13 protein-coding genes are annotated in these 17,301 nt (G+C 72.8%); 7 read left to right on the top strand and 6 right to left on the bottom strand.

All coding sequences use genetic code 11. From position 1 onward, the window contains the following. The first annotated feature begins 259 nt into the window (after window positions 1-259). A complete protein-coding gene (locus ACTHMS_RS03140; RefSeq protein WP_440305219.1) occupies window positions 260-1,111 on the top strand; it encodes an HNH endonuclease signature motif containing protein in 852 nt (283 codons plus the stop codon). A 285-nt stretch (window positions 1,112-1,396) separates the two neighbouring features. On the opposite strand, the gene ACTHMS_RS03135 is transcribed toward ACTHMS_RS03140, so the two are convergent. After that, window positions 1,397-2,509, bottom strand: coding sequence for an acyltransferase family protein (locus ACTHMS_RS03135; RefSeq protein WP_440305218.1), 1,113 nt, complete (start codon window positions 2,507-2,509; stop codon window positions 1,397-1,399). A 165-nt stretch (window positions 2,510-2,674) separates the two neighbouring features. Here ACTHMS_RS03135 and ACTHMS_RS03130 point away from each other — a divergent pair, with 165 nt between their 5' ends. Further along, window positions 2,675-4,309, top strand: a complete 1,635-nt coding sequence (locus ACTHMS_RS03130; protein WP_440305217.1) for an ABC-F family ATP-binding cassette domain-containing protein — start codon at window positions 2,675-2,677, stop codon at window positions 4,307-4,309. Here ACTHMS_RS03130 and ACTHMS_RS03125 read toward each other — a convergent pair. Then, entirely contained in the window at window positions 4,296-5,525 is a 1,230-nt protein-coding gene (locus ACTHMS_RS03125; RefSeq protein WP_440305216.1) for a cysteine desulfurase-like protein, read from the bottom strand. The genes ACTHMS_RS03130 and ACTHMS_RS03125 overlap by 14 nt on opposite strands. 118 nt (window positions 5,526-5,643) lie before the next feature. Here ACTHMS_RS03125 and ACTHMS_RS03120 point away from each other — a divergent pair, with 118 nt between their 5' ends. The 3 genes from ACTHMS_RS03120 (at window position 5,644) to ACTHMS_RS03110 (ending at window position 9,579) form a co-directional block, all read left to right on the top strand. After that, the gene (locus ACTHMS_RS03120; RefSeq protein ID WP_440305215.1) at window positions 5,644-7,419 is read left to right on the top strand and encodes an MFS transporter; all 1,776 of its coding nucleotides are present in this window, start codon (window positions 5,644-5,646) and stop codon (window positions 7,417-7,419) included. A 61-nt stretch (window positions 7,420-7,480) separates the two neighbouring features. Beyond that, entirely contained in the window at window positions 7,481-7,837 is a 357-nt protein-coding gene (locus ACTHMS_RS03115; protein ID WP_440305214.1) for a hypothetical protein, read from the top strand. Between the two features lie 74 nt (window positions 7,838-7,911). Next, window positions 7,912-9,579, top strand: coding sequence for a sensor histidine kinase (locus tag ACTHMS_RS03110; RefSeq protein WP_440305213.1), 1,668 nt, complete (start codon window positions 7,912-7,914; stop codon window positions 9,577-9,579). A 28-nt stretch (window positions 9,580-9,607) separates the two neighbouring features. Here the strand turns inward: ACTHMS_RS03110 and ACTHMS_RS03105 are convergent, their stop codons facing one another. From ACTHMS_RS03105 to ACTHMS_RS03095, 3 genes are read right to left on the bottom strand one after another with little or no spacing between them, the layout of a single operon-like run. After that, window positions 9,608-11,650: a glycosyltransferase gene (locus ACTHMS_RS03105; RefSeq protein WP_440305212.1), complete on the bottom strand. Its 2,043-nt coding sequence runs from the start codon at window positions 11,648-11,650 to the stop codon at window positions 9,608-9,610. Further along, the gene (glf, locus tag ACTHMS_RS03100; RefSeq protein WP_440305211.1) at window positions 11,647-12,816 is read right to left on the bottom strand and encodes a UDP-galactopyranose mutase; all 1,170 of its coding nucleotides are present in this window, start codon (window positions 12,814-12,816) and stop codon (window positions 11,647-11,649) included. Before glf ends, ACTHMS_RS03105 begins: the two co-directional genes overlap by 4 nt. Next, window positions 12,813-13,727, bottom strand: a complete 915-nt coding sequence (locus ACTHMS_RS03095) for a glycosyltransferase (protein WP_440305210.1) — start codon at window positions 13,725-13,727, stop codon at window positions 12,813-12,815. Before ACTHMS_RS03095 ends, glf begins: the two co-directional genes overlap by 4 nt. 203 nt (window positions 13,728-13,930) lie before the next feature. On the opposite strand from ACTHMS_RS03095, the gene ACTHMS_RS03090 reads away from it, so the two are divergent. Both ACTHMS_RS03090 and ACTHMS_RS03085 read left to right on the top strand, forming a co-directional pair. Continuing rightward, window positions 13,931-15,157, top strand: a complete 1,227-nt coding sequence (locus ACTHMS_RS03090) for a hypothetical protein (RefSeq protein ID WP_440305209.1) — start codon at window positions 13,931-13,933, stop codon at window positions 15,155-15,157. 70 nt (window positions 15,158-15,227) lie between these two features. Further along, window positions 15,228-16,154 carry a glycosyltransferase gene (locus ACTHMS_RS03085; RefSeq protein WP_440305208.1) on the top strand — a complete coding sequence of 309 codons (927 nt, stop codon included), beginning with the start codon at window positions 15,228-15,230 and terminating at the stop codon, window positions 16,152-16,154. 18 nt (window positions 16,155-16,172) lie between these two features. On the opposite strand, the gene ACTHMS_RS03080 is transcribed toward ACTHMS_RS03085, so the two are convergent. Continuing rightward, window positions 16,173-17,264, bottom strand: coding sequence for a glycoside hydrolase family 6 protein (locus tag ACTHMS_RS03080; protein ID WP_440305207.1), 1,092 nt, complete (start codon window positions 17,262-17,264; stop codon window positions 16,173-16,175). Between the last annotated feature and the right edge of the window lie 37 nt (window positions 17,265-17,301).

Raw genomic sequence — 17,301 nt, 5'->3', positions numbered from 1 at the left:
GAGGACCGTGGGGCGAGAGACCGGCCGTGCGTGGCCTCCGTGTCGGGTGGTCGTGCCCCTGGTTCGATACGCCCGGGGCCCGCCGCGGGCGCATCCTCAGCCAGTGCCACCTCCGCCGGACCCGCCGCCGCCGCCGGTCCCGCCGCCGCCGGTCCCGCCGCCGCCGGTCCCGCCACCGCCGGTCCCGCCGCCGCCGACCCCGCCGCCGCCGATCCCGCCGCCTTCGATGGCTCCCGCGCGGCCGCGCGTCGGGGTGCACGTGATCATCGGGCTGGGCACGTTGCTCGGGCTGGACGAGCGACCGGGCGAGGTGGCCGGGTGGGGCGTGGTGCCGGCGTCCGTCGCCCGCGCGATCGTGGCGGCGCAGCGGCGCTGCGAGTGGCGCTTCGGGGTGCACGACGACGACGGCTGGCTGCGCTTCGACGGCATCACGCGGCGCCGCCCACCCGTCACCGGCACGCCAGAGCAGGCACCGTCGCCCGTCGACGGCGTCGTCGAGATCCTGCTGCCTGCGCGATGGCTGACGCATGCCTTCGTCCCGCCCGACACCGGCTGGACCGGGGTGCTCGCCGACATCGCGGGGCAGTTCTCCGCCGAACGGGCGATCGAGCAGGATCCGCGCGCAAGGTTCCCTGGTCGACCGCTGCGCCGACGCACGGAGATGACGTACCGGTGGTGCCTCTTCCCGGGCTGCCGGCGGCCGGCACGCAACTGCCCGATCGACCACCGGCTCGACTGGGCCAGGGGTGGGCAGACGTCCGAGTCCAACCTGGGTCCGGCCTGCGACCACGACCATGACAACAAGAGCGAGTGGGGCTGGCGGCTGCTGCGCACCGGGCCGCGGACGTTCCGATGGATCAGCCCTTATCGACGCCACCACGACGTGACGGTGCCCCGCGTCGTGCAGCCCGCACCGCGCAGGATCACCCGCGTCGATCTGCCGTCCCTCGAACCGGTCGATGCGGTCGGTGAGCGACTCGATGTGCCGATGTTCGACGGTGCGGCGCGGGGACCTGTGCGGGCCGACCAGGAGTTGGACCCCGCGCAGGACCAGGACCAGGGCACCGCACCGCGCCGGCCCGATCCGGCCGATGACCCGGCGCCGTTCTGATGCGACACGATTTGCGCGGCGACTGCGACCTGGTCAGCGCGGCGACTGCGACCTGGTCAGCCTGGCGACTGCGAGATGGTCAGCCCGGCGCGTGCTCACGTCGGTCGGCAGGCGCGCGGACGGCCCCGCCGCGTTCCCCCGCTGTCGGCGACGGGGCCGTCAGAACCTTGATCGGCAGCGCCGGTGCCGACGCCGTCGGGTGATCGGACGATCTTGATCCGATCCAGGGCACCGACCGGCACCGACCGGCACCGACCAGCACCGACCGGCACCGACCGGCGTCCGTCACCACCCGGGCGAGGGCTCGACGCGTCCCGCCGGCTCGATGTCGGCGAGACCGGATGCGTGGTCCGTCGCTTGGCGCCGGCCGACCTGTCGGGCGACCTGGCGGCCCCACGCGATGCACGGCCGCTCGACGAGACGATGCGCCAGGTCGGCCGCGACGATGCCGCCGACCAGGCACCCGAGCACACCCGCCGCGAAGCTCGCCTCGCCGTGTCCCGACACGAAATGGGCGGTGACCGCCAGCGCGAGCGTGTGGAACAGGTAGATCCCGTACGACCTGCGGCCGAGCCAGGTCATGACCGGTGATCCGAGGCCCGTCCGGACGGCGCTCGCCCCGTAGGTGACATGCGCGATCAGCACTGCCACCACCGGCGCGAGGTAGAGGTAGACGGCGTTGTGCTCGACAACCGATGCCGACAGCAGGCAGCCGGCGACCGCCGCGGCCGCGATCCAGCCGGTGGCCGGGTGGGTGATCGCCGCGGGCGCCCGGCCGTGCAGCCACCCGAAGCGTTCCTCGGCGAAGGCCAGGGTGCACCCGACGAACAACGCGCCGTAGCAGGGGACGTTCGACAGGTCCCAGACGGCCGCGACGACGAGACACGCCACCGCTCCGACGGCAGCCAGCTCCAGCCGCCACCGACGGTTCGCCAGCGCGGCGAAGGCGAGCAGCGGCCACAGGATGTAGAACTTCTCCTCGATGCCGAGCGACCAGGCCACCGTCATGGGGTGGTGCGCGGGCGCATATTCGGCGTTGAAGGTCAGGTAGTACGGCAGCGCCCGGCCGAACGCGCCGAGGCCGCCGCGGTACCCCATCACCGCCAGGACCGCGAAGCCGCCGAGAGCCAGCACGTACAGGGGCACGATGCGGGTGAGTCGGCGGACCCAGAACGGCGCGAACGAGAAGCCGTCGCCGTGCTCGTCGGCCAGCGCCAGCCGGGTGATGAGGTAGCCGGACAGCACGAAGAAGATGGGGACGCCCGCCCATCCGTTGACCCAGGACCAGCGATCGACGGTGGCGTGGAACTCGAGCACCAGCAGTGCGGCGACGGCGCGCAATCCGTCGAGTGCCGGCAGATGCCGGCCGTGTCGGCGAACAGCGACCTCAGTGCTCATGGCGTGCTTCCCCCGTGATCCAGGGCCCCCCGACCCGCTGATCGCGAAGTATGCGCCATCGCGGCGGCATCGTCCATCGCCGTCCCGCGCCCGATCATGCCGAACCACGAGCTCGGCGCTGCAACAAATGTTGAGGATTTTCGGCACGCTACGCTGCTCGGTGTCATGAGCGCGACCTTGCAGGCGACGGCCCTCGCCGCCGGGCACGGCGCGCGGTCGCTGTTCACCGATCTCGACCTCGTGCTCGCACCTGGTGACGTCGTCGGCCTGGTCGGTGCGAACGGCGCGGGCAAGTCGACGCTGCTGCGCATCCTCGCCGGCGAGGATGCGCCCGAGCACGGCATGGTGACCCTGAGCCCACCGACCGCGACCGTGGGCCACCTGCCGCAGGAGCCCGAGCGGCGTCCGGGCGAGACGGTGCTCGGCTTCCTCGGCCGGCGCACCGGCGTCACCGCGGCGCAGGTCGCGATGGACGCCGCCGCCGAGGCCCTCGCGAACGGCGACGACGACGGCGACGCCTACACCATCGCCCTCGAACGCTGGCTCGCGCTGGGTGGCGCCGACCTCGACGAACGCTCGGGGGCTGTCGCCGCCGACCTCCGCCTCGACGTCGACCTGCAGACGCCGATGACGGCGCTGTCCGGCGGGCAGGCGGCCCGCGCCGGCCTCGCGGCGCTGCTGCTGTCGCGCTACGACGTGCTGCTGCTGGACGAGCCCACCAACGACCTCGACCTCGACGGCCTCGAACGGCTCGAGCGGTTCGTCCAGCAACTGCGCTCGCCCGCGGTGATCGTGAGCCACGACCGCGAGTTCCTCGCCCGCACCGTGACCGCCGTCGTCGAGATCGACCGCGCGCAGCACCAGGTGGCCGTCTACGACGGCGGGTACGACAGCTACCTCGCCGAGCGCGAGGTCGCCCGCCGGCACGCACGCGAGGCCTACGAGGAGTACGAGGACCGGCTCGGCGACCTCAAGGACCGCGCTGTCATGCAGCGCAACTGGATGGCGCAGGGCGTCCGCAACGCGCGCCGCAAGAGCACCGACAACGACAAGATCGGCCGCAACAAGCGCGCCGAGACGAGCGAGAAGCAGGCCGCGAAGGCCCGGCAGACGCAGCGCGCCATCGAGCGGCTCGAGGTCGTCGACGAGCCGCGCAAGGAGTGGGAGCTGCGCATGACGATCGCGGCCGCGCCGCGCTCGGGTCGGATCGTCGCGGCGCTGCAGGGTGCCGTCGTGCGCCGCGGCGGGTTCACCCTCGGCCCGGTCGACGCCCAGATCGAGTGGGCCGACCGCATCGCCCTCACCGGCCCGAACGGCTCGGGCAAGACCACGCTGTTGAGCGCCCTGCTCGGCCGCGTGCCGGTCGACGAGGGACGCGCCACGCTCGGCGCCGACGTGCGCATCGGCGAGATCGACCAGGCCCGAGCGCTGCTCACCGGGACCGAGTCGGTCGCGCAGGCGATCGGGCGGGCGGTGCCCGACTGGCCCGAGGCCGAGGTGCGCACGCTGCTCGCGAAGTTCGGCCTGCGCGGCGACGACGCGCTGCGACCGGCGGCATCGCTGTCGCCGGGCGAGCGCACCCGGGCGGCGCTCGCGCTGCTGCAGGCGCGCGAGGTCAACCTGCTCGTGCTCGATGAACCCACCAACCACCTCGACCTGCCCGCCATCGAACAGCTCGAGCAGGCGCTCGACAGCTTCGCCGGCACGGTCGTGCTGGTCACCCACGACCGCCGCATGCTCGACACCGTGCGCGTGACGCGGCGGTGGGCGATGGACGGCGGCCGGCTCAGCGAACGGTGAGCTCGCGCAGCGCGTCGATCAGCCGGTCGACGTCGCTGTCGTCGGTGTACGGCGCCAGGCCGACGCGCAGGCCGCCGGCGTCGCCGAGCCCGAGGTGCCGCGACGCCTCGAGGGCGTAGAACGAGCCGGCCGGCGCGTTGATGCCGCGCTCGGCCAGACCCGCAGCCACCTCGCGCGCGTCGCGTCCGTCGAAGGTGAGCAGCAGGGTCGGCGTGCGCCGCGCGGCCCGCGACCGCACCACCACGCCGGGCAGGTCGGCCAGCGCCGTCTCGATGCGGTGCCGCAGCCGGTCCTCGTGCGCCTCGAGCGCGGCGTACGACGCGAGCAGCCGCGACCGCCGGTCGCCGTCGGCATCGGCGCCGGCCGGCACCAGCCCGGCCAGCACGTCGACGGCCGCCGCCGTCCCGGCGAGCAGCTCGTAGGGGAGCGTGCCGAGCTCGAACCGCTCGGGCACCGCATCGGTCGACGGCAGCAGCTTGTCCGGATGCAGCGACGCGAGCAGGTCCGCCCGCCCGGTCAGCACCCCGCAGTGCGGGCCGAGGAACTTGTACGGCGAACAGGCGTAGAAGTCGGCGCCGAGGGCCGCGACGTCCGTGGGCACGTGCGCGGTCGAGTGCACGCCGTCGACGTACACCAGCGCCCCAACCGAGTGGGCCAGCGAGGCGATCGCTGCGATGTCGGGGCGCGTGCCGAGCAGGTTCGACGCCGCCGTCACGGCCACGAGCCGGGTGCGCCCACCGACCACCGCGGCGATGTCGTCGACGCCGAGTTCGCCCGTCGCCGGGTCGAAGTCGGCCCACCGCACCACCGCGCCGACCGCCTCCGCCGCGATGACCCACGGCCGGATGTTCGCGTCGTGGTCGAGCCGGGTCACGACCACCTCGTCCCCCCGCTGCCAGGTGCGCGCGACCGTGCGGGCCATCGCCATCGTCAGCTCGGTCATGCTGCGTCCGAACACGACGGTGTCCGCGGCCACGCCCAGCAGGTCGCCCATCGCCGCCCGCCCGGCCCGCACCGCCGCCTCGGCGTTGCGCTCGGACGCCGTACCGACCCCGCGGTTCGACAGCGGACCGGTGATCACCTCGTACATCGCGCGGCCCACGGCGTCCGGCGTCTGGGTACCGCCCGGGCCGTCGAAGTGGGCGGTGCCGCTGCGCAGGGACGGGAAGCCCGCCCGCAGCGCGGCGACGTCGAAGCTGGTGCCGAGCTCGGTCATCGCGCCATTGTCGCGCCGCCCCGCGTGCCGACCGGCTGCGGGATCGATCACGTCCGCCGCGCCCCGCTCCCGCTCGACCCGCGATGTGGTTAGTCTGGCTAACGAATGGGAGGTGCCTGTGTCGGCAGCCAACGTCCACCAGCGCCGGGTGGCGCTCACCGTCACCACCGTCGGCATCCTGGCCGCGACGCTCAACGCGTCCATCCTCATCATCTCGCTGCCCGCGATCTTCCGCGGCCTGCACCTCGACCCGCTGAGCCCGGCCAACATCACCTACCTGCTGTGGATGCTGATGGGCTACCTGCTTGCGACGTCGGTGCTGGTGGTGACCTTCGGGCGGCTGGGCGACCAGTACGGGCGCGCCAAGCTGTTCAACCTCGGCTTCCTCATCTTCACTGTGGCGGCGGCCGCCTGTGCGCTGACGCCGAACACCGGTTCGGCCGGCGCCTTCGAGCTCATCGCGCTGCGCGTGATCCAGGGTGTCGGCGGCGCCATGGTCACCGCGAACTCGACCGCGATCATCACCGACGCGTTCCCGCCCGATCGCCGCGGCTTCGCCCTCGGCGTGAACCAGGTCGCCGCGCTCGCGGGCTCCTTCCTCGGCCTGGTCATCGGTGGCGTGCTGTCCGAGTGGAACTGGCGCGCCGTCTTCTGGGTGTCGGTGCCGGTCGGCGTCTGGGGCACGATCGCCGGCTACCGCACGCTGCACGACGCCCCGGGCACGCGGAAGGAGAAGGTGCGCGTCGACTGGTGGGGCAACCTCACCTTCGGTGTCGGCCTCATCGCCGTGCTCGTCGGCATCACCTACGCCCTGCAGCCCTACGGCGGCCACACGATGGGCTGGACGAGCCCGACCGTGCTCACGGCCCTCGTCGGCGGCGTCGCGCTGCTCGTCGTCTTCGGCGTCATCGAGACCCGCATCGCCGAGCCGATGATCGACCTGCGGCTGTTCAGGATTCGCGCCTTCGCCGCCGGCAACGCCGTCAACCTGCTCGCGTCGATGGCCCGCGGCGGCCTGCAGTTCATGCTCATCATCTGGCTGCAGGGCATCTGGCTGCCGCTGCACGGCTACAAGTTCGCCGACACCCCGCTGTGGGCCGGCATCTACATGCTGCCGCTGACCATCGGCTTCCTGGTGGCGGGCCCGGTGTCGGGCGCGGTGAGCGACCGGCTCGGTGCGCGCGCGTTCGCCACCGGTGGCCTGCTGCTCGTCGCCGCCACCTACCTCGGCCTGCTCGCCCTGCCCGCCGATTTCAGCTACCCGCTGTTCGCCACCCTGCTCGCGCTGAACGGCATCGGTTCGGGCCTGATGGCTGCGCCCAACTCGGCAGCGATCATGAACGCGGTGCCGCCGTCGGCGCGCGGCGCGGCGTCGGGCGTGCGGGCCACCGGCATGAACGCCGGCATGGTCATCTCGATCGGCGCCTTCTTCTCGCTCATGGCCGTCGGCCTCGCGGGCAGCCTGCCGGGGGCGCTGTCCTCGGGTCTGCAGGCGCACGGCGTCCCGGCCGCGACCGCCCAGGCGGCCTCGCACACGCCGCCCGTCGGCACGTTGTTCGCCGCGTTCCTGGGCGACAACCCGATCAGCCGGTTGCTCGACGGCGTCGACCCGCACCTGCTGTCGTCGCTGGCCCCGGGCGACCGGGCCGCCCTCACCGGTTCGTCGTTCTTCCCGCACCTGATGAGCGGGCCGTTCACGAGCGGTCTCGCCGTCGTCTTCACCGCCGCGGCGATCATGACCGTGCTCGCCGCCGGGGCGTCGCTGCTGCGTGGCAAGCGCTACGTGCACGAGGAGGGCGGCCCGCACACGGTCGGCCAGGCGGTCGCCGAGGAGGGTGCCGCGCTCGGTGGCGTCCCGACCGACCTGACCGGGGTGCGGACGGGGACCGGCTGACCGAGCGGTCAGGACCTTCGCCCACTTCACACAGAACTCACATGGTTGCTACCGTGCGGTGATGGAGACCCACATCGACTGGCCGAGCGCGACCTACGCCTGGACCGAGCACGGCTACGAGCTGGCCGTGCCGCTCACCGCCGCCCTGTCCGCCGGGGTCGAGCCGCGGATGCGGCACGAGATCGACGCCGAGCTCGAGGAGCGCCTGGCGCGCTTCCACGGTCTGCACCACGTGCTCGAGCCCGCCGATCCGGCGCGGCTGGTGCTGCGCGCCCCGCACCTGTTCCAGCTGCCGGCCGCCGACATCCGCACCGCCGTCGACGAGGGCGTCGCCGCTGCCCTCGCGTTGCACGCCCGTCGCACCCAGGAGGAGGCAGGTCTCGCGGAGCCGTGGCTGGCCGCACTGCGCGCCGGTTGATCACCCGGGTTGATCTTGACGCGGGTCGCTATCGTCGTCGAGGGGGCCCGGCCGCCCCGCACGGAGGGGGAGTCGTGACGGTCACCGAGCAGGCCCGCCTGGCTGCGCTCATCGACTACGACCTGCTCGACGCGCCCGTCGAGGCCGAGCTGACCGCGCTGGTGCGCGCGGCGGCCGCCGTCGCCGGCGTCCCGACCGCGACGATCAACATCATCGACTCGGCGCAGCAGTGCCAACTCACCACCGTCGGGTTCGAGGGCACCACCAGCTCGCGCGACGACTCGATGTGCGCGGTGCGCATGCACGAGGGCCGCACCGTCTACCTCCCGGACGCGCGGACCTCGCCGGACTACGTCGACAACCCGTGGGTCACCGGCCGGTTGGCGCACGTGCGCCTCTACCTGTCGGCGCCGCTCATCACCGCCGAGGGCGCCATCCTCGGCACCCTGTGCGTCTTCCACGACGAGGTGCGCGAGCTCTCGGCGCAGCAGATCGAGGCCATCGAGGACCTCGCCACGGTCATCGTCGCGCTGTTCGAGCGCCGTCGCGAGGCACGTCGGCATGCCGAGACCGCCGCGCGCGAGCAGGAGCAGCGCGCCCTGCATCAACAGGCGTTGCAACAGCTGGAGGAGCGGCAGGAGTTCACCGACGCCGTCCTCGACACCATCGAGGTCGGGGTGGTCGCCGCCGGACCGGACGGCCGGCTCACCCTGTTCAACCGCACCGCCCAGCAGTGGCACGGCCTGCCGGCCGACTTCTCGGTCGACCCCGCCCACCACGGCCAGTACTACCGGCTGCTCACCGCCGACGGCGCGACGCCGCTGGCGCCCGAGGACCTGCCGCTGCGCCGCGCACTGGTCGAGGGCGCGCTCACCGACGCCGAGATGGTGATCGCGCCCGTCGACGGCCCGAACCGTCAGGTCGTGGTCAACGGACGCGGCCTGCACAGGCGGGACGGGGCGCTGCTCGGCGCCGTCGTCGCCCAGCACGACGTCACTCGCGACCGCGCCCAGCGCGCGGCCCTCGAAGCGGCGCAACATGAGTTGCAGCGCTCGAATACCGAGCTGGCCCAGCTCGCCTCGGTGGCCAGCCACGACCTGCGCTCGCCGCTCACGGTGATCGAGGGCTACCTCGACCTGCTGACCGACGAGTACGAGGAGGACCTGGAGCCGCAGGCGCTCGAGTGGATCGGCGTCGCCCGCAAGGCCGCGGCGCGCATGCAGGGCCTCATCGCCGCGCTGTTGAAGTACGCCCGGGTCGAGTCGGGCGACAACGTCGCCGAGCCGGTCGAGCTGGACGACGTCGCGGGCCAGGCGCTCGCCGACCTGCAGGACGAGATCGCCCGCTCCGGCGCCGAGCTCGAGGTGCAGCCGCTGCCGCGTGTGCGGGGCGATGCCGTGCTGCTGCGCCAACTCGTCCAGAACCTCGTCAACAACGCGATCAAGTACCGCCGCGCCGACGTGCCGAGCCGCATCACCGTGTCCGCGTCAGTCGACGACGGCCCGGAGCGCGGCGACGACACGGTCACGGTCACGGTCGCCGACAACGGCCACGGCATCCCGGACGACCAGCTCGACCGCGTCTTCGGCATGTTCGCCAAGGCCGACAACACCGACAGCCACGGTCACGGCATCGGTTTGGCCACCTGCCATCGCATCGTCGACCGCCACGGCGGCCGGATCTGGGCCGAGCACACGCCGGGCGGGGGAGCGACGCTGCGCTTCACGCTGCCCCGCGCCTGAGCGGCGCGGGCGCAGCGGGGCGGATGCGTCAGGAGGTCGACGCGCGGAACGTCTCGCGCCAGCGCTCGGGCGAGGTGAACTCGCCCGCGGCAGCGCGGTACTGCTCGGCCAGCTGCGGCCACTCGCGCAGCAGCCGGCTGTGCAGCGCCGAGCTGCGCTTCATCAGCTCGCGGAACTGGCGCGGGTCGCGCTTGTACCAGGCCGTGCCGGTGCCGTCGGCCGAGGACACGAGGGCGCCGTCGAGGCCGGCGAGCACCCACCACTCGGCGCGCTGACTCGGGACGATCGCCTGCGGGTGCTCGAGGTCGGCGGGCTCGACCGGCCGCAGCTGCTTGACCGCGGCGATCGCGGCCTTGACGACCAGCGACACCGGGTTCTTCGGCGGCTCGGGCTCGCGGCCGCGCTTCGGCGGCTTCTTGCGCACGACGCGGGGGAAGTGCTCCTGGTCGACCTGCGTCGTGGCGTCGTCGTAGCGCTTGCGCAGGGTGCGCAACTCACCGAGCTTGCGCGGCAGGTCGCGGTGCAGGTGGTCGGGGCCGGACAGCACGTCCTCGATGGCCATCAGCCGCATCTCGGCGGTCGAGTACTGCATCGACAACACGTGCCGGAACTGGAACTCGAGGTTCTCGGTGACCACCGACCCGCCGCGCGGGTAGGGCGAGTGGAGCAGCGCGGCGACGAGCCGGTTGCGAAGGTGGTAGTACGCCTGCCAGTCGAGCGCGTCGTTCTTGTCCTGCCACGGCACGTGCCAGACGGCCATGCCCGGCAGCGACACGGTCGGGACGCCGGCCTCCTTGGCCCGCAGGCCGTACTCGGCGTCGTCCCACTTGATGAAGACCGGCAGCGACAGCCCCAGTTCGCGCACGGCCGCGGTGGGGATCATGCACATCCACCAGCCGTTGTAGTCGACGTCGATGCGCTGGTGCAGCCAGGCGGTGTTGCGCAGGTTGCGGCGGCCGAAGTCGTGCTGGGTGCGCGTGTACGGCGCGGCGCCCCACCACCAGTTGTACGGCTGCACCCACTCGCCGAAGGCGTGCAGCACGCTGCGGTTGTAGAGGCTGAACATGTGCCCGCCGACGATCGTCGGCCGACGGGCGTGGTCGGCGAACGCGATCGCGCGCAGCATGCTCTCGGGCTCGGTCTCGACGTCGTCGTCGAGCAGCAGGACGTAGTCGCTGCGTCCTGCCTGCACCGTCTCGTCCATGGCGCGGGCGAAGCCGCCCGAGCCGCCCAGGTTGCCCTGCTCGATGAGCCGCAGCCGGTCCTCGAACGGCTTGGTCGCCATCGCGTAGTCGGGGTGCTCGCTGACCTTCTGCGTGCCCTGGTCGACGACGTAGATGTGGTCGAGCACCTCGAGCAGGTCGGGCGACTGGGCCAGCACGGCCAGGCCGCGCACGCACATCTCGGTGCGGTTGAACGTCGTGATGCCGATGCTGAGGCGGCCCGGGGTCAGGCGGTCGGTGCGGGCGGCCCACTCGGCCTGCACCAGCGTGGCGCCGGTGCGTCCGGCGGCGACGTCGAACCAGTACCAGCCGCCGTCGACGAACTTGTCCAGCGGCAGCGCCAGCTCGATGTCGGTCGGACCGTCGATCGGCAGCGACTCGACCGGGTAGCTGTGGCCCGACGCGGTCGAGCGGTACACGACCAGCGTGCCGGTGCCGGTCAGCTGCGCCCGCAGCACGACCTCCTCGAGCACCGTCCACCGACGCCAGTAGCCGGCCGGGAAGGCGTTGAAGTAGGTGCCGAACGAGACCCGCGACCCGGCGTGGATCTCGGCGCTGCGACGGCCGGCGATGTCGCCCATGCCCCGCGCGCCCACGCCGTACTGCACCTCGGACTGCTGCTCGACGGCGGCGGCGTGCCGCACGCCGCCCTCGTCCTCGGCCGTCTCGCCGTGCCCGCTCTCCTCCGCGGCCGCCGCAGAGGCGCCGCGCTCGATCTTCGTCTCGACGTAGAGCGGCACGACGTCGAGATCGGCGTTGCCCGGCAGCACGACGCGCGCGAGGGTGCGCAGCGCGCGCCCCCCGGTGCCGGTCGTGTCCGCCCCCGGGCCAGCGGCCTCGACCGTCACGCGTCGTCTCCTGTCAGGTCGGCGCCCGCCTCGAAGTGCGGACGCAGGGTGTTGTCGAACATGGTCAGCGCGGAGGCGATGGCCATGTGCATGTCCAGGTACTTGTAGGTGCCCAGCCGGCCGCCGAACAACACGTTCGGCTCACGCTTGGCCAGCGCGCGGTACTTCAGCAGCCGCTCGCGGTCGGTGGCCGTGTCGACGGGGTAGTACGGCTCGTCGTCGTGGCCGGCGAACCGCGAGAACTCGCGCATGATCACCGTGCGGTCGGTGGGGTAGCTGCTGCGCTCGGGGTGGAAGTGCCGGAACTCGTGGATGCGGGTGAACGGGACGTCCTCGCCGGCGTAGTTCATCACCGAGGTGCCCTGGAAGTCGCCGGTGTCGAGCACCTCGAGCTCGAAGTCGAGCGTGCGCCAGCCGAGGTCGCCCTCGACGAAGTCGAAGTAGGCGTCGATCGGGCCGGTGTAGACGACCGGCACCGAGCCGACCAGCTCGTCGCGGTGCTCGAGGAAGTCGACGCCGAGCTCGATCGAGATCTTCGGGTGGTCGGCCATCCGCTCGAGCCACGCGGTGTAGCCGTCGGTCGGCAGCCCCTCGTGCGTGTCGGCGAAGTAGCGGTTGTCGAACGTGTAGCGCACCGGCAGCCGCGTGATGATCTCGGCGGGCAGCTCGCGCGGGTCGGTCTGCCACTGCTTGGCCGTGTAGCCCTTGATGAAGGCCTCGTAGAGCGGGCGGCCGATGAGCGAGATCGCCTTCTCCTCGAGGTTGGTCGCCTCGGCGGTGTCGATCTCGCCGGCCTGCTCGCGGATCAGCGCGCGCGCCTCGTCCGGCGTCATCGCCTTGCCGAAGAAGCTGCACACCGTGCCGAGGTTGATCGGCAGCGCGTAGATCTGGTCCTCGTAGTTCGAGAACACCCGGTGCTGGTAGCCGGTGAAGGTCGTGAACCGGTTGGCGTACTTCCACACCCGCTCGTTCGAGGTGTGGAACAGGTGCGCGCCGTAGCGGTGGATCTCGATGCCGGTCTGCGGCTCGGGTTCGCTGTAGGCGTTGCCGCCGAGGTGGTCGCGGCGCTCGATGACGCGCACGTTGAGGCCGAGTTCGCGGGCACACCGCTCCGCGATCGTCAGCCCGAAGAATCCCGACCCGACGATCACGATGTCGGATGTCACGCTGCTGCTCCCACGGTGGGTCGGTCCGGTCGGTCGGGGTGTTCGGGGCGCTCGGGCGGCGTCGGCGGTTCGGCCGCCGCCGCGGGGTGGTCGTGGCGGCTCACGAAGACCCGCCGGTACACCGCACGCCGCAGCTGCCACGGCACGAGCCGGTAGCTGCCCCGCACCATCAGGTTGCGGGCGTACTGCGCCGGGGTGGTGATGCCCCCGTTGCGCATCAGCCGCTGCAGCTGCAGCTCCGACTGCAGCAGGGTGGTGCCGCCGCGGCGCTGGTAGGCGCCCGCCCCGACACGGTAGTAGAGCAGTGGCTCCGCCACGTTCAGCGGCTCCGCGCCGTCGGCGAGCATGCGCGCGAACAGCCAGTAGTCCTCCATGAGCGGCAGGTCGCCGTAGCCGCCGGACGCGAGGACCGCCTGCCGCCGGTAGACCACCGTCGGGTGGTTGAACGGGTCGTGCAGCCGGGCGTAGGCGCGGATCTCGTCCGGCTGCGTCGGCGGCACCCGCTTGCCGACGATGTCGTCGATGTCGGTGCCGAACTCGAGCAGCGCCGCGCCGAGGATGTCGGCCTCGGCGATGAGGGGCAGCTGCACGGCGAAGCGGTGGGGCATCGAGACGTCGTCGGCATCCATGCGGGCCACGACGTCGTACGAGCTCGCCTCCAGGCCGGCGTCGAGCGCCCGGCCGAGACCGCCGTTGTGGGGGAGCGGCACGTACTTCACCGGCACCGGGCTCTGCGCGCGCAGCGTGTCGATGGTCTGCTGCAGGGACGCGTGCACCGCGCCGTCGCGCACCAGCACGACCTCGTCCGGACGCAGGGTCTGGTCGACCACCGCACTGGTGAAGGCGCGGGTGAGGAACTGCTCCGAGTCGCTGTCGCAGACTGGCAGCAGCAGTGCGAACGGCTCGGGCAAGAAGGGCTCCGGACTCGGCGGCAGGAGGTGCGTCGGACCTTCCGAGGGTACCCCGTCCGGCCGATCCGGTCGTGCAGCGCGAGCCGCGTCGCCAGGGGCATCCGCTAGCGTGAGACACCCCGGACGAGGGATCTTCGCGGGGCGGTGCTGCCGAACGGCGTGTGGGAGGTGTGACTGCTGTGACCAGTGGTGGCTTGTCGTCCGTGCCCACACCGACGGTGTTCCTGCACGTCGGCGAGCCGAAGACCGGCACGACGTTCCTGCAGCAGGTGCTGTGGCGCAACCGGTCCGAACTGGCGCATCACGGCTTCATGCTCCCGGGTGCCCGGCCGGTCGCGCACTGGAAGGCGGCGCAGGACCTCCGCGGCGTCGTCCCGCTGCCGAACGACCCGGCCGGCGGCTTCCACGGCAGCTGGGACCGCCTCGCCCGGCAGGCGCTGCGCGCCCCGAAGGCCGCGGTCATCAGCCACGAGCTGTTCGCGGCCCTGGACGGCGAGCAGGCCGGCCGCGCGGTCGCGTCCCTCGACGCCGCCGACCTGCACGTCATCCTGACCGTGCGTGACATGGGCACGCTGCTGCCGGCCGAGTGGCAGGAGACGGTCAAGCACCGCAACGGCCGGGGCTGGGAGGACTGGCTCGGCGACGTCATCGATCACGAGGCGCTCTCGCCGGACCGCCGCAAGTACTGGTTCTGGCGCGTCCACGACACCCTCGCGGTCCTCGACGTGTGGCGGCAGCACGTGCCGCTCGACCACCTGCACGTCATCACGGTGCCGCACCGGGGCGCGCCCCGCGGGCTGCTGTGGGAGCGGTTCTGCCAGGTCACCGGCCTGCCGCCCGGCGCGCTCGACACCTCCCTCGCGCGCAGCAACGCCTCGCTCGGGCTCACCGAGACCGAGGTGATCCGGCGCATCAACCTCACCCTGCCCGAGCAGGTGCCCGACTGGTTCTACCAGCGGTTCGTGAAGGACCTGCTGGCCCACGACGCGCTCGCGAACCGCGCGGGCGCGTCGTCGTCGCGGCTCGAACTGCCCGAGTCGCGTGACAAGTGGGCGCGCGAGCAGGGCGAGATCGTCGTCGAGGGCCTGCAGCGCGGCGGCTACCGCGTCGTCGGCGACCTGGAGGACCTCCTGCCGAGGCCGGTCACCGGTCCGCGTCCGCGACCTGCCGACGCCACCGCCGAGCAGTTGCTCGAGGCCGCCATCGACGCGATCGACGCCCTGCTGGTCGAGCGCGCCGAGGTCGAGGGCGTGCAGCGGCCCGGTACCACCGAGGAACCGCGCCCGAGCAACACGCCGACGGTGAAGGCGGCGCTCATCGCGCTGAGCCAGCGCAGCCCGGCGCTGCACCGGCTGCGCCGGGGCTACTGGCACACGGTGAACACGGCACGGCGGTTGCGGGCGAGGGCACAGCGCTCGGACGTCCGGTGACGCCGGTGGCCGCCTCGCTGCTGCCGCCACGGGCCAGGCAGACCGCCCGTCAGCTCGCGGGACGGGGCGTATGACCACCGATCGTGTCGCCGCCGTCGTCGTGACCTACAACCGGCGCGCGCTGCTCACCGAGGCACTGGCGGCGGTGGCCGCACAGACCCGCCGTCCGGACGTGATCATCGTCGTCGACAACGCCTCGACCGACGGCACCGCCGACCTCGTGCGCACCGAGCACCCCGACGTCCGGCTCGTCACGATGAGCGCGAACACCGGCGGCGCCGGCGGGTTCGCGGCCGGTATCGCCGCCGCGCTCGCCGACCGGGCCGCCCTGGTGTGGGTCATGGACGACGACACCGTGCCCGAACCCGACGCCCTCGCCGCGCTGCTGCGGGCCCGCGAGGTGCACCCGCTGCCGCGACCTGCGGTGCTCGCCAGCCGGGTCGTCTGGACCGACGGCCGGCCGCATCCGATGAACACCCCGCGCCCGCGACCGTTCGCCCCGCGCCGCCTGCGGGTCGCCGCGGAACTGGCCCGCGGGGTGCCGATCCGCAGCGCGTCGTTCGTGTCGGCGCTGTTCGACGCCGAGGTCATCCGCGAGCGCGGGCTGCCGGTCGCCGACTACTTCCTCTGGAACGACGACTTCGAGTACACCGCCCGGCTCATCCGCGACGGCACCGGCGTGCTCTGCCCCGACAGCGTGGTGGTGCACAAGACGGCCACCTTCGGCTCGACCGACGTCGACCCCGGGGCGCGCTTCTACTACGAGGTGCGTAACAAGGTGTGGCTGTTCCGCTACAGCGACGCGCTCGCCCGGTGGGAGCGGCTGGTCTACGGCGGCTCGACGCTGCGGCGGTGGGCCCGCACGCTGGCCCGCAGCCACGACCGCCCGACGCTGTGGTCGGGGCTGCGCCGCGGGCTGCGCGACGGCCGCACGCCGCCGCGCCCGACCGAGGCGATCCTGGCCGAGGCGTCGGCGCTGGGACGCCCCCAGCAGTAGGGGTGCCGGCCCGCGGGGTCAGTACGGCGTCGTGCTCGCCACCGCCAGGGCGCGGCGCTGGTCCCACGGCGCGGCCTGGCGCACCAGCCACGGCCGGCCGTACCAGAGGTAGCCGTCGCACCACTTGGCCGCCCAGCCGGCGACGGTCGACGGCAGGCCCCAGCGCGGGTTCGCGACGTCCGTGGTGGGCGGGACGCCCAGCGTCACGCACCGCTGTTGCGTGCGGCTGGTGCACGTCTCGGCGTTGTCGAAGTCGCCGTGCGGGTGCGCCGCCCAGTACTGCTGCCAGGTGAAGCCGCGCCCGTTGTCGGCGGTGTTCACCACGAAGTGCTTCCACGCGACCCCGGCGTCGTGCAGGGCGATGACCAGGTTGCGTCCGTAGCGCACGTTGGCCGCCGTGGTGTCGTAGTGCGTCGCGTTGAGCGCGAAGCCGCGCACGTACTGGATGCCGCTGGCCTTCAGCATCGCGACGGCCTGCGGGATGCGCAGCCAGTCGGGTGCGCTCGCCTCGAGATAGGTGGTGGCGCGGGGGAGCGCCGCGAACCGCCAAGCGGCGTAGCGCACGAGCGCCTCCTTGACGTCCGGACGCCAGCCCGGCAGCGCCACGCCCTCGTCCGGCTCGAGGATGATCGCGACCCTGCTGCCGCCGATGCCGCGGGCGGCGGCGTCGATCCAGCCGCGGTACGCGGCCTGGTCGGCGGCGCTCCACGCCCGGTTCGCCGCGCCCTCGCCGTACGGCCAGAGCCGGAAGATCGCCAGCTGGACGAGGGTGTTCGGATCGCCGTGCTGCGCGTTCAGGACGTACTGGTGGATCATGTCCGCGATGCTGTCGGTGGTCGACCACGACCCGAACCAGCGCACCCGCGGGCGCAGCGCGATCCTGCCGAGCAGCGTGCGGGTGGTGCCGGTGGCCGCGGTGTAGGCCGGCCAGATGTTGTCGGTGTTGCCCGTGTAGACGCCCCAGTGCGGGCCGCGCAGCGGGTCGGTCGGGTTCGGCACGCTCGCCGCGGCCGCGGGCGCGGTGCCGCCGGCGACCGAGGTCGCGGTGAGGGCGGCGGCGACCAGCGCGGGGACGAGCAGCAGTGCGGACCAACGACGCCGCAGACGCATGCGGACCCACCTTTCGACGTGAACCTTTGCGGTTGAA

It is taken from the genome of Jatrophihabitans sp., from assembly GCF_051960575.1.
Classification (GTDB): Bacteria; Actinomycetota; Actinomycetes; order Mycobacteriales; family Jatrophihabitantaceae; genus JBQCEE01.
The sequence above is the reverse complement of the archived record's forward strand: the minus strand, read 5'-3'. Positions and strand labels throughout refer to the sequence as shown.